Source organism: Roseibium aggregatum (assembly GCF_014692675.1).
In the GTDB taxonomy this organism is placed as follows: domain Bacteria; phylum Pseudomonadota; class Alphaproteobacteria; order Rhizobiales; family Stappiaceae; genus Roseibium; species Roseibium aggregatum_C.
In genome coordinates this window covers 55706-68622 of record NZ_JABFCZ010000018.1, presented here as the reverse complement: position 1 = coordinate 68622, position 12917 = coordinate 55706, and the positions used below count along the sequence as shown (strand labels likewise).

The following is a 12917-nucleotide window of genomic DNA, read 5'->3' as shown; positions in this document are numbered from 1 at the left end:
AGACCGAGGCTATCGGGAAGGGAGCGTGTCATGAGGAAAATCCAGAGCCAGGGCGTTCATCACATCACGCTGGTGGGAGCCGACAGGCAGACATCGATCGATTTCTGGGAGGGGCTTTTGGGCATGCCCTTCGTGTTCGAACAGCCCAACCTCGACAATGCCAATGAGAGCCATCTCTATTTCGATCCGGGCGATGGCCGGCTGATCACGATTTTCACCAATGAGGAGCGCAAGCCGGATCCGAAAAGGACGTCGACCGATATCGGATGCGTGCATCACCTGGCGCTATCCGTCTCCCGGGCGACCTTCCAGCAGACGGTCGAACGCCTCGACGAACGCGGGATCCGCCACAGCGGACCGAAGGACCGCGGCTTTATGGATTCCATCTATTTCGAGGATCCGCTCGGCTTCCTGATCGAGCTGGCGTCCTACCGCTTCGAACCGCCGGCGGGCGTTTCTTATGGCGAGGTGATGATCGAGGCGCACAAGATCCGGGTTGCGCGCGGCGACTATAATATCGCGGAGATCCATCTCGCGGACGCGATCGAGAACCTGACGCGGACCACGCGGCGCAGTCTGTCGGATGACCGTTCGCCGAAAGATCCCTACGGGAGCACGTGACCGTCAAAGATCCGGCAGACAGTGGTTTGAAGGTCTTTCGCCGTCTCCATTGCGTCACTTTGGAATGGAGATTTTATCACTGAAGGAACATGTGTTTTTCAGCAGGTTGCAAAATGTTGAAACAACTAGACAAAAGGGTGTTCTCAGTGACTTCTGGGAGGGTTTTAACAGTCACCTGCATTGATTTTTCTTGAGTTTTTTCCGCATGCAGCGGAAGCTGAAGGCGTAGAAATACCGGGGAGGACTGAACGTGTGTCAGATTTTTGCCGGGCAAGACCCAGCTGACTATGAACCGGAAACGCGCCGTCTCAGGCTTAATGGACAAAGCACCAGCATCAGACTGGAGCGGTCCTTTTGGCAGATCGTCGACGAAATCGCCGCTGCCGAAGGGTTGAGTACGCCCGCATTCGTTTCAAAACTGCATTCGGAAGTGCTCGAACTGCATGGGGAAGCGCGGAACTTCACGTCGCTTTTGCGGTGCGCCTGTATCGTGCGTGTCCGCCATACCATGGCGCCGATCGAAACAATCGCCGCAGAATAATTGCGTGTAGTACTTTGATACTACCCACCCATTGAAATATTCGGGCAACCTTCCATCAGGATCGCAAAGACGGTCTGTTGGGAGGAGAAGTTGGCTAAAGTAATACATGCGATGTTTCGCGTGCTCGATGAAGTGCGTTCTGTTGACTTCTACAAGAAGGCCTTTGGTCTGGAGGTCTCCGAACGTCTCGACTTCGACAGCTTTACCCTTGTCTATCTGAAAAATTCTTCCGCTGATTTCGAGATCGAGCTGACCGTCAACAAGGGACGGGAGGAGCCTTACGACCTTGGCGATGGCTACGGTCACGTGGCCTTCTGCGTCGAGGATCTCGACAGCGAACATGCCCGGTTCGAAGCGGCGGGCCTTTCTCCCCGCAAGATCGTGGAATTTGACCGTGATGGTGCGCTGCTGGCGCGCTTCTTCTTCGTCCAGGACCCGGACGGATACCAGATCGAGGTGCTGCAGCGGCACGGCCGCTACAGGTAAGCGCCGTCGCGGAGACTGAGGGAGGAGAAAATGAAGGCAACTCTGGACCGTCACAAGATGACGAGAAGGGACCTGCTGGCCCGCAGCGCGGCAATCGGCGGGGCGTTTGTGATCGGGGCGGGATTTGTTGCCGGTCCGACGGCGGCCTGGGCCTTGGAGGTCGAATACATCAAGCCGGACACCATGGCGGCGCTGATCCAGATGGCGCGGGACATCTATCCCCACGACCATGTGGCGGATCAGTTCTATGCGGCCGCCGTGAAGGGCTACGACAACGCCGATCAGGCCCAGATGATCGAGGCGGGGATCGCGGCCCTCAATGCTGCCGCCGCCGGCAAGGGATATGCCGGTTATCTCGCCACCGGCTGGGAACGCGACCGGGTGGATATTCTGCGCGCCCAGGAAGACAGCCCGTTCTTCCAGACCATCCGCGGCGGCCTCGTGACCGGGCTCTACAACCAGAAGGCCGTGTGGCCGCTGTTCGGTTATGAGGGCGAGAGCTATTCCAAGGGTGGCTACATCGACCGCGGCTTCAACGACATAGACTGGATCTGAGGGAGGGCGCGAACATGGCTGCATCATTTGATCTCAACGACGACAGCGTCGTCGTCGTCATCGGCACCGGCGCAGGCGGCGGCGTTCTTTCCAACGAACTGGCGCAAAAAGGCGTCAAGGTCGTCGCCCTTGAGGCGGGGGGGCGTTATCTCCCCGACGACTACATCAACGACGAGTGGGACAGTTTCGGTCAGCTTGCCTGGACCGATCCGCGCACGACCTCCGGCGACTGGCGTGTCGCGAAGGACTTTTCCGGCCTGCCGGCCTGGATCGTGAAGGCCGTCGGCGGCACGACGATCCACTGGGCAGGGGCATCGCTGCGCTTCCAGCCTCACGAATTCAAGACCAAAACAACATACGGGGACGTTCAGGGCGCGAACCTCCTCGACTGGCCCATCGATCTCGCCGAAATGGAACCCTGGTACGAAAAAGCCGAGACCAAACTCGGCGTGACCCGCACCGGCGGGCGTCCCGGGCTCCCCGGCAGCAATAACTTCAAGGTCTTCGAGGCCGGTGCCAAGGCGCTGGGCTACAAGGAAGTCCATACCGGCCGGATGGCGATCAACAGCGAGGATTACGACGACCGGATCTCCTGCCAGCAGACCGGCTTCTGTTTCCAGGGCTGCAAGTGGGGGGCGAAGTGGTCGGCGGCCTATACGGACGTTCCGCGCGGCGAAGCCACCGGCAATCTGGAAGTCCGCGACCGCTGCCATGTGCTGAAGATCGAGCATGACGCATCCGGCAAGGTGACCGGCGTCGTCTACGCCGACAAGGACGGCAATCAGCAGATGCAGAAGGCGCGGCTTGTCTGCGTGGCCGGAAATTCCATTGAAAGCCCGAGGCTGCTTCTGAATTCCGCGTCGAACATGTTCCCGGACGGCCTTGCCAATTCCTCCGGCCAGGTCGGGCGCAACTACATGCGCCACACGACCGGTTCGGTCTATGCGGTTTTCGACAAGCCGGTGCGCATGTGGCGCGGCACGACCATGGCCGGCATTATCCAGGACGAGGCCCGGTTCGATCCGTCCCGCGGTTTCGTCGGCGGCTATGAGTTCGAGACCCTGTCCCTGGGCCTGCCGTTCATGGCGGCCTTCCTGGATCCGGGTGCATGGGGCCGCGAGTTCACGACCGCGCTCGATTCATACGAAAACATGGCCGGCATGTGGATCGTGGGCGAGGACATGCCCCAGGAAACAAACCGGATCACGCTGAACCATGACGTGAAGGACAGCCACGGGCTTCCGGTCCCCGACGTGCATTTCGACGATCACCCCAACGACATCGCCATGCGCAACCATGCCTACAGCCAAGGCCAGGCGATCTATGACGCGGTGGGAGCCACCCGGACGTTCCCGACGCCGCCTTATCCGTCGACGCACAATCTTGGAACCAACCGGATGTCTGCAAATGCCCGCGACGGGGTCGTCAACAAATGGGGGCAGACGCACGACATTCCGAATCTTTTCGTTTCTGACGGCAGCCAGTTCACGACGGGTGCCGCGGAGAATCCCACGCTGACGATCGTTGCCCTTGCCATCCGGCAGGCGGATCACATCGCGGGGGAAATGAGCAAAGGCAATCTCTAGCAGCCGGCTGCATTGCATTTGCTTGAAACTGGGGTGGTCTTCGCGAAGGCCGCCCCGCAAGCACGTCGAGTGCGACTTACATTGGGAGGAAGTAATGAAAAGACTGCTTTTGGGAACAGCGAGCCTGCTCGCGGTAACGGTCCTGGCTCACGCCCAGGCGCCGGTGCCGGAAAATCTGGAGAAACTGTCGAATTTCCAGACGACAGGGACTTCGGAATTCACCTTCATCGACCAGACCGGCGACTATGCCGACGGCATCAAGAAGAACCTTGAGCGGATCAAGCTGCCGGACGGTTTCAAGATCGGCCTTTACGCGGTCGTGCCCGATGCACGCCACATGGCGGTGGGACCGCAGGGCATCGTGACCTTCGTCGGAACCCGCAAGGACAAGGTCTGGTCGGTCACCGACCGCAACAAGGACCGCGTCGCCGACGAGGTGAAGGATTTCGCGCCGTCGCTGAAGTTCGCGATCCCGAACGGGCCGTGCTTCTCCAAGGACGGGTTCCTTTATATCGCCGAACAGAACCGGGTCCTGGTCTATCCGGCGGCCGAGTTCTTTTATGAAAGCCCGGATGTGGCCGCCTTCAACGTGGTCAAGCAGGGCGAACTGATCCCGCCGGAGGAAGAAAGCTACAACCACACCGCCCGTGTCTGCGATATCGGGCCGGACGGCAAGCTCTACATCACCCTCGGTCAGCCGTTCAACGTGCCGGCACCGGAAAAGCTGGACCTCTACAGGAAGTGGGGCATCGGCGGCATCATCCGCCTGAACACCGACGGTACGGGCCGCGAGGTCTTTGCGACCGGCATCCGCAATTCGGTCGGCATGGATATCGATCCGAAGACCGGCGACGTCTGGTTCACCGACAACCAGGTCGACGGTATGGGCGACGACATCCCTCCGGGTGAAATCAACCATGCGACCGCGGCCGGACAGAACTTCGGTTTCCCGTGGTACGGCGGCGGTCATACCCGCACCAACGAGTATCAGAACGAGGAGCCGCCGGCGGATATCGTGTTCCCGGCCGTCGAGCAGGTCGCCCATGCCGCCGACCTCGGCATGAAGTTCTACACGGGCAAGATGTTCCCGGCCAAATACCAGGGCGCCATCTTCTCCGCACAGCACGGTTCGTGGAACCGGACGACCCCGGTCGGCGCCCGTGTGATGGTGACCTACGTTGCCGATGACGGAACCGCGACCAGCGAGCCGTTCGCGGAAGGCTGGATCGACGAGAACGGCGAGTATCTCGGCCGTCCGGTCGATGTCGCCGAACTGCGTGACGGATCGATCCTGGTGTCCGACGACCTGGCCGGTGCCATCTACCGGATCTGGTACGAGGGCAATTGATGCTGCGTGGCGTGATACTGGCTCTGGGCGGGGTTTTCCTCGCCCAGAGCGCATTTGCGGAAATGCCGGCGGGCGACCCGGCGGCTGGCCGCAAGAAAGCGAATATGTGCCGGACCTGTCACGGGATCGAGGGGCTGGCCAAAATTCCGATCGCACCGAATATCGGCGGCGAGCCGGCGTCCTATATCGCCCGGCAACTGCTGGCGTTCCGCTCCGGCGCGCGCACCCACGAGATGATGAGCGTCGTCGCCAAGTCGCTCGACGATCAGACGATCGCCGATGTGGCGGCCTGGTATTCTGAACAGAAGGCGTCGGCGAGCCTGCCGGCCGGCAAGACGGATGCGCAAGCGCCGGAGACCTGCGTGCCCTGTCACGGCGCTGAAGGCATCGCGACCATGGAGGATGCGCCCAATCTTGCCGGCGAGACGGTGATGTATATCGACACCCAGCTCAAGGCGTTCCGGGGCGGCAAGCGGACCCATGAAATCATGTCCGATATCGCTGCCGATCTCAGCGATGACGACATCCGCGCGCTTGCCGAATGGTACTCCGGGATCAAGCTGAAGATCGAAAAGGCGAAGTAGTTTCCAGGGTCCTGACCCTAGCGGCCTGATCCACAGGATTTAACGGACTCCCCGCAGCCCAACCTGCCCTGGTGCATGCATGGAACTGAAGGTTTTGTGCGTGTTCCGGGGATCTTTTTTACCTATGTTGGAACAGGAGGGAGTGGCGGTTGCCGTCTTGCAGGTCGACGACGTGTTTTTCCGCTTTCCATGCATCATAAATCCGTATTTATGATTCAGGTCTCACGAGAGCCTGGCAGGAAAAGGCGCTCGATCCGACTGGGACAACGGGAACCGGAACCAAAGTGCATGCAATCCGCGAAACCTAAAACGCCGGGACCTCCTGCGGATGTGATCGGCTGGCGTGAACTCGTCGCCCTTCCGGAACTCGATCTGCCCTTGATCCGGGCCAAGATCGATACGGGTGCGCGGACGTCGGCCTTGCATGCGGAGGACCAGGAGATTTACGATCGGGACGGAAGGAGCTGGGTGCGCTTTCGTCTGCCCGGTTCACGCTATCACCGCGATATGCAGGTGGAGGTTCCGCTCGCGGATGCGCGGGACATCAAGAACACGAGCGGAGTGCCCGAACAGCGGCATGTCATCGAGACTTTGCTGATCCTCGGGCATCATCACTGGCATGTGGAAGTCTCCCTGGCCAACCGGGAGAACATGGGGTTCGACATGATCCTGGGCCGAACGGCAATCCGCGGCCGCAACGTCCTTGTCGATCCTGGCCGGTCCTTTCTGGCCGGGGATCCCGTCATTCCCGGGTCATGGCCGCACAAGTAATGTCGCGCCAGCGCTTCGGATTCTGACGTCCCGAAAGGCGTTGCGGCAGCCAGATGGCCGGCAGACCGGCCGCATCCCATCCCGATTGGAGGTTATTTATGAAAATCGCAATGCTGGCGCGGAACGCGGATCTCTATTCGCACAAGCGGCTCAAGGAGGCGGCCGAGGAGCGGGGGCTGCAGCTCGACATCATCAACACATTGCGATGCTACATGAACATCGCCGCGCGTCGGCCGGAGATCTATTACAACGGGGAAAAACTGACCGGTTACGACGCGGTCATTCCGCGCATCGGGGCCTCGATCACCTTTTACGGCCTGGCCATTCTGCGCCAGTTCGAAATGATGGGTGTCTATCCGCTCAACGAATCCGTCGCTATCGGACGCTCGCGCGACAAGCTGCGCTCGCTGCAGCTTCTGGCGCGCGACGGTATCGGCCTGCCCGTGACGACCTTTGCGCATGATCCGAAGATGACGGAAGAGGTCCTGAAGGTGGCGGGCGGTGCTCCGGTGGTCATCAAGCTCCTTGAGGGCACCCAGGGCATCGGTGTCGTTCTGGCGGATACGGAACGCTCCGCCAAGTCGGTGATCGAGGCTTTCCGCGGCGCCAATGTGAACATTCTGGTGCAGGAGTTCATCAAGGAGGCCGGCGGTACCGACATCCGGGCGCTGGTGGTCGGCGGCAAGGTGGTGGCAGCCATGAAGCGAAGCGGACCGGAAGGCGAGTTCCGCTCCAATCTGCACCGCGGCGGCACTGCGGCGCGGGTCCGGATTTCGCCCGAAGAGCGGTCAATCGCGGTTCGCGCCGCGAAGGCCATGGGGCTCAATGTCTGTGGCGTGGACATGCTGCGGTCAAATCACGGCCCGGTGGTGATGGAAGTCAATTCCTCCCCTGGCCTGGAAGGCGTGGAGAACGCGACCGGGATCGACGTCGCCGGAAAGATCATCGAATTCCTGATAAAAAATGCAAAGGCGGGCAAAACGAAAACCAAAGGCAAGGGTTAGGTCGTGATCAATCGCAGAGCGTTCGAGATCGGCAGTTTCAAGGTTGCTCCGGGCGCCCGCAAGACCGTCGACCTGCCGGTCAGTGTCCTGTCCGACCATACGCCGGTGACGATGTCGGTGCATGTCATCCATGGCCGGCGCCCGGGACCCGTGGTTTTCGTCAGTGCCGCGATCCACGGCGACGAGGTGATCGGCGTGGAGATCGCCCGCAGGGTTCTGCGCGCGCCGAACCTGGATACGCTCAAAGGCACCTTGCTGGTCATTCCGATCGTGAACGCTTTCGGGTTTCACAATCATTCCAGGTATCTGCCGGACAGGCGCGATCTCAACCGCTCGTTTCCCGGCAGCGAACGGGGATCCATGGCCAGCCGGCTGGCAAACCTGTTCATGACCGAGATCGTGTGCAGGGCCGATCTTGGCATTGACCTGCACTCGGCCGCCATCCACCGCACCAACCTGCCGCAGATCCGTGTTTCGCCGTCCAAGGAGGAAACCATGGAACTCGCCGAAGCCTTCGGGGCACCGGTCATCCTGACGTCGAAGCTTCGGGAAGGGTCCTTGCGCGAAGCCGCTCATAAAAAGGATGTCGATATTCTGATTTACGAGGCGGGCGAGGGGCTTCGATTCGACGAGATGGCAATCCGGGCAGGCGTCTCGGGGATTTTGCGGGTGCTGCGCAAGCTCGGCATGATTTCGGGCAAGGGCGTGACCAGGCCCAAGGCGGTCTCGATCCGGACGTCGTCAAGTTCCTGGGTCAGGGCGCCGGCCGGCGGTCTGCTCCGGCCTTTCAAGTCGGTCGGCGAAGTGGTTGAACGGGACGACCTTCTGGGGATCGTCTCCGATCCCTTCGGCGAGGTGGAAAAGGAAATCATCGCCCCGGACGGCGGGCTGATCATCGGACGCACCAACTTGCCGACGATCTATGAAGGTGACGGCCTGTTTCACATCGCCGAGATCCGAAAACATCGCGATCCGGCCGGAACCGTTGACAGCCTTGCGTCGCAACACATGGCCGATCCTCTCTTCGACGAGGATGAAATCATATGATTTTCAGGCTTCGGAAATTTTGTTCCAAGGGATTGAAAGTCCTTTGCTTCGCCCCTCTGGAACTGAACGGTCAGAGCCGTTAAGCTCCGCCCAAACAATCGCCCCTCTCTTCAGAGAACCTCCTCCCCAGGGCGACCCACATCACGTTATCAAGGACGTAGCCAGATGAACCAGATGGTCCCAGCCAAGTTCGGTATCGGCGCGCCGGTCCGGCGCAAGGAAGATGCAGCCCTGATCACCGGTCACGGCCATTTCACCGACGATTTCGCACCGGAAGGCTGCCAGCATGCCTATGTGCTGCGGTCTGCCATGGCGCATGCGAAGATTTCCCTGTCCGGGCTCGATGAAGCCCGCGCGTTTCCGGGGGTGTCGCTGATCCTGACGGCTGAGGACATCCAGGATCTGAAGACCATGCCGACCCGCGCGGTGATGAAGCAGATCGACGGGACCATGCACAAATGCCCGCCCCAGCCTGTGCTGTGCGGCGACGAGGTGCGCTATGTGGGCGATGCGATCGCCTTCATCGTGGCCGACAGCGTGAACACGGCAAAGTCCGCCGCGGAACTGATCGAGGTCGACTACGAGCCGCTCGATGTGGTCGTCGGTATCGAGGACGCGCTTGCCGACGGGGCACCGCTGGTCTGGCCGGAGTTCGGCACCAACAGGGCCTTCACGCTCGGCCATGGCGACGCGGACAAATGCGCAGCCGCCTTTAAGAAGGCGGCCCATGTCACCAAGATCCGGATCGTCAACAACCGGCTTGTCTCCAACTACATGGAAGCGCGCGCCTGCATCGGCGAATACGATGCGCAGACGGAGCGCTACACGCTGACCGCCGGCACCCAGGGCGGCCATGGCACCCGCGACGTGATCTGCGAGGGTATCCTCGGCATCGATCCGTCGCGTCTGCGGGTCGTGACGCCGGATGTTGGCGGCGGTTTCGGCACCAAGATCTTCGTCTACCGCGAATATCCGCTTTGCCTTGTTGCTGCGCAGCGGCTCGGCAAGCCGGTGAAATGGACCGGCGAACGCACGGAACATTTCGTCACCGATGCCCATGGCCGGGACAATATCACCACCGCGGAACTGGCGATGGACGCGGACCACAAGATCCTCGGTCTCAAGATCGATGTGCTTGCTTCCATGGGCGCCTATCTGCACCAGTTCGGCCCCTATATTCCTTACGTGGGAACCTCCATGTCCACCGGCCTCTACGATGTGCCGGCGCTCGCCGTGACGGCGACCGGGGTCTATTCCAACGTGGTGCCGACCGATGCCTACCGCGGCGCCGGCCGGCCGGAAGCCGCCTATCTGATCGAACGGCTCATTGAAAAGGCCGGACTTGAAACCGGTCTCGGATCGGCTGAAATCCGCCGCCGCAACTTCGTGCCGCAGGAAAAACTGCCTTACACGACCGCGACCGGGCGCCTGTACGATACCGGCGACTTCGCCGGGCACATGGACAAGGCAATGGCGGAAGCCGACTGGGACGGCTTCAAGGCGCGCCAGGAAAAGAGCGCTGCTGCGGGCAAGTACCGCGGCATCGGCATGTGCAGCTACATCGAGGCCTGCGCCTTCCCGGGCGGTGAGGAAGCGACCGTCGAACTCAACGACAACGGCACGGTCACGCTCCTGATCGGCACCCAGACGAACGGTCAGGGCCATGCCACGGCCTACGGCCAGGTGATCGCCGAGAAGCTCGGTCTCGACCTTGAGCATATCGAGGTGATCCAGGGCGATACCGACCGCGTGCGCAAGGGCGGCGGTACGGGCGGGTCGCGCTCGATCCCGCTCGGTCTGCCATCGGTCAACGAAGCCTCCAAGATCCTGGTCCAGAAGATCAAGGAACAGGCCGCACAGCAGCTTGAAACGGGCACGGATGACCTTGAGCTCGTCGACGGCAATGTGCGGGTCGTCGGGACCGACCGTCAGGTCACGCTGGCGGAGGTCGCCGCCCAGGCGTCGGAAAAGCTCACCGGACGGGACGAGGTCAAGCAGGTGGAAGCGACCTATCCGAACGGTACCCATATCGCCGAGCTGGAAGTCGATCCGGAAACCGGCGAGGTGACGATCGAAAACTATGTCATCGTCGACGATTTCGGCGTGACGGTGAACCCGATCCTTCTGGAAGGCCAGGTTCATGGCGGTGCCGCCCAGGCCATCAGCCAGGCGCTTTGCGAAAACACGGTCTATGACGAGGACGGTCAGCTCCTGACGGCCTCGCTCATGGACTACAAGCTGATCCGGGCGGCCGATCTGCCCTATTTCAATTTCCAGACCAAGAACGTGCCGTCGACGACCAACGCGCTCGGGATCAAGGGCGCCGGCGAAGCCGGGACCATCGGCGGCTGCGCATCGGTCATGAATGCGCTGCAGATGGCGCTTCGCGACGGTGCCGGCGTTGCGCATATCGACATGCCTGCAACACCGCTGCGGATCTGGGAAGCGATCCAGGCCGCAAAGAGCTGAGCACGTCTTTCATCGTTTGCAGCATTCCATTCTCACCCGGTGTACTCCACCGGGTGAGACCATGACGGGACGACTTGTGGCCGTGGTATTTGCCGTGTGAAAGCCGGTGTCCGGATCCGGTCGTGATCGGTGGGGCGCGTCCCTTGTGTTTTAACGATTCCGGCCTATTGTTGCCCATGTAACTATTTTGTGCCGCTTCCCGCCTGCCTGATTTTGTCTTGCCGCTCCTGTGATGAGACCGCTGAACGGCACATCCCGTGGGCAGGTTTTCGGCCTTTCCAAATGCGAGAGCGGCCTGTCCGGGCCCGACGTTCCGCTCTGCCTTTCCATTCAACGCCGGCCCTGTAGGACGTGATTCATGGCGCTCCCCGGCGCTTCCGCCAAATCGCCGGTACAGACGGCTCCTTCCGGACTGACCCGCGCCGCTCCGGTGCTCGGAATATCCCTGAAACTCGCCTCGACACTGGTGTTCACCATCATGATGGCGATGCTGAAGATCGCCGCGGAAACCGTGCCGGTCGGCGAGATCGTCTTTGCCCGCAATTTCTTCGGCATGTTTCCGGTGCTGATCATGGTCGCCTTTCGCGGCGAGCTCGCCATCGCGCTCAAGACGTCCCGTCCGCTCAGCCACCTCGGGCGTTCCTCGGTTGGTATCTCCGCCATGATCCTGTCGTTCACCGGCTTCTCCCTGCTACCGCTGCCCGATGCCACGGCGATCGGCTTCGCCACGCCGCTGTTCGTGGTGGTGCTCGCCTGGCTGGTGCTGCACGAGACGGTCAGGCTTTACCGCTGGAGCGCAGTTGTCATCGGATTTTTCGGAATTCTGATCATCCTGTCCCCGCACATGGGGCAAGGCGACGTCGGCAGCGGCCAGATGATCGGGGCGGTCTGCGCTGCCCTGGCCGCGGTCTTTGCGGCTCTTGCGATGATCTTCGTGCGCCGGCTATGCGAAACCGAGCGAACGACGACCATCGTGACCTGGTTTTCAGGTTCGGCGACGCTGCTTGCGCTGCTGACCATCCCGCTGGGGTTCATCTTTCCGGACCAGGCCTGGGTCATGCCGGACGGGGACACGGCCTTTATCCTGATGATGGTCGGGCTTGCCGGTGGTGTCGGCCAGATCCTGCTCACCCAGAGCTATCGCTTTGCCGATGCCTCCACGATCGCACCGTTCGACTACGCCAACATGATCTGGGCGGTGATCCTGGGATATTTCCTGTTTGCGGAAGTGCCGGTGTGGCAGGTTCTAGTCGGCGCGGCGATCGTCATCGCCGCGGGGATCTTCGTGATCTACCGGGAACACCGGCTGGGCATCGACCGGACGAAGGCCCGCCGGGCATCGACGCCGTCGAAGTCGTGATCGGCCTTCAGAAAGCCTTGAACGTAATAATCGTCTTCGTGTCCTGGATGCCGTCGACCGGGTGGACCTTTTCATTGACGAAATGGCCGATGTCCGTCTCATCTTCGACATAGAACTTGACGAGGAGATCGTAGTCGCCGCTGGTGGAGTAGATTTCGCTGGCGATTTCCGCATCCGCAATGGCATTGGCGACCTTGTAGGTCTCGCCGAGCTTGCATTTGATCATCACGAAAAACGGAATCATGGAACCCTCCAGGAGTTGGCCCGAAATCTCTCTGGCCTTGGACATGGCCCATCTGACCGGCGCAGTCAATCGTGCGGCTCATTTCCGGCGCTTGCAATTCATGTTCTGAGTTGTTAGCTCTCGAGACATCTCATGGGGGTGCCCGGCGTGTCGGACCGGGCTGAGAGGCGAACGGCCAACTCCTTGAACCTGATCCGGTTTGGACCGGCGGAGGGATTTGAGATGACTGTCCTGCAGGCTTCGGCCACCCTGTCATCACCGCACGATCTTTTGATATCCGGTCCGTTTTTTACGGAGGATG

The 12917-nt window shown here is 61.1% G+C and carries 13 protein-coding genes and 1 riboswitch; of the genes, 12 read left to right on the top strand and 1 reads right to left on the bottom strand.

Annotated features, from left to right (window positions below; genetic code table 11):
- Positions 1-30: 30 nt before the first annotated feature.
- The 12 genes from HK439_RS16530 (at position 31) to HK439_RS16475 (ending at position 12372) form a co-directional block, all read left to right on the top strand.
- Positions 31-621, top strand: coding sequence for a VOC family protein (locus HK439_RS16530; protein WP_190292638.1), 591 nt, complete (start codon positions 31-33; stop codon positions 619-621).
- Positions 622-871: 250 nt separating this feature from the next.
- Positions 872-1162 (top strand): ribbon-helix-helix domain-containing protein, encoded by a 291-nt coding sequence (locus HK439_RS16525; protein WP_190292637.1) that lies wholly within the window; start codon positions 872-874, stop codon positions 1160-1162.
- A 90-nt stretch (positions 1163-1252) separates the two neighbouring features.
- Positions 1253-1648: a VOC family protein gene (locus HK439_RS16520; protein ID WP_190292636.1), complete on the top strand. Its 396-nt coding sequence runs from the start codon at positions 1253-1255 to the stop codon at positions 1646-1648.
- Between the two features lie 30 nt (positions 1649-1678).
- A complete protein-coding gene (locus tag HK439_RS16515; RefSeq protein ID WP_190292635.1) occupies positions 1679-2203 on the top strand; it encodes a twin-arginine translocation signal domain-containing protein in 525 nt (174 codons plus the stop codon).
- Between the two features lie 14 nt (positions 2204-2217).
- On the top strand, positions 2218-3789 hold the full coding sequence (locus HK439_RS16510; RefSeq protein ID WP_190292634.1) for a GMC family oxidoreductase: 1572 nt from the start codon (positions 2218-2220) through the stop codon (positions 3787-3789).
- 94 nt (positions 3790-3883) lie between these two features.
- Entirely contained in the window at positions 3884-5137 is a 1254-nt protein-coding gene (locus HK439_RS16505) for a PQQ-dependent sugar dehydrogenase (RefSeq protein ID WP_190292633.1), read from the top strand.
- Positions 5137-5721: a c-type cytochrome gene (locus HK439_RS16500; RefSeq protein ID WP_190292632.1), complete on the top strand. Its 585-nt coding sequence runs from the start codon at positions 5137-5139 to the stop codon at positions 5719-5721. The genes HK439_RS16505 and HK439_RS16500 overlap by 1 nt, the downstream gene beginning before the upstream one ends.
- A gap of 288 nt (positions 5722-6009) precedes the next feature.
- Complete coding sequence (locus HK439_RS16495) at positions 6010-6492, top strand: ATP-dependent zinc protease (RefSeq protein WP_190292631.1); 483 nt, start codon at positions 6010-6012, stop codon at positions 6490-6492.
- 98 nt (positions 6493-6590) lie between these two features.
- Positions 6591-7496, top strand: a complete 906-nt coding sequence (rimK, locus tag HK439_RS16490; RefSeq protein WP_190292630.1) for a 30S ribosomal protein S6--L-glutamate ligase — start codon at positions 6591-6593, stop codon at positions 7494-7496.
- A gap of 3 nt (positions 7497-7499) precedes the next feature.
- Positions 7500-8543, top strand: coding sequence for a succinylglutamate desuccinylase/aspartoacylase family protein (locus HK439_RS16485; protein ID WP_209011886.1), 1044 nt, complete (start codon positions 7500-7502; stop codon positions 8541-8543).
- 165 nt (positions 8544-8708) lie between these two features.
- The gene (locus HK439_RS16480; RefSeq protein ID WP_190292629.1) at positions 8709-11012 is read left to right on the top strand and encodes a xanthine dehydrogenase family protein molybdopterin-binding subunit; all 2304 of its coding nucleotides are present in this window, start codon (positions 8709-8711) and stop codon (positions 11010-11012) included.
- Between the two features lie 358 nt (positions 11013-11370).
- Complete coding sequence (locus HK439_RS16475; protein ID WP_190292628.1) at positions 11371-12372, top strand: DMT family transporter; 1002 nt, start codon at positions 11371-11373, stop codon at positions 12370-12372.
- A gap of 7 nt (positions 12373-12379) precedes the next feature.
- On the opposite strand, the gene HK439_RS16470 is transcribed toward HK439_RS16475, so the two are convergent.
- Complete coding sequence (locus HK439_RS16470; protein ID WP_190292627.1) at positions 12380-12616, bottom strand: Lrp/AsnC ligand binding domain-containing protein; 237 nt, start codon at positions 12614-12616, stop codon at positions 12380-12382.
- A gap of 124 nt (positions 12617-12740) precedes the next feature.
- Positions 12741-12850: riboswitch (TPP riboswitch) on the top strand.
- The last annotated feature ends 67 nt before the right edge of the window (positions 12851-12917 follow it).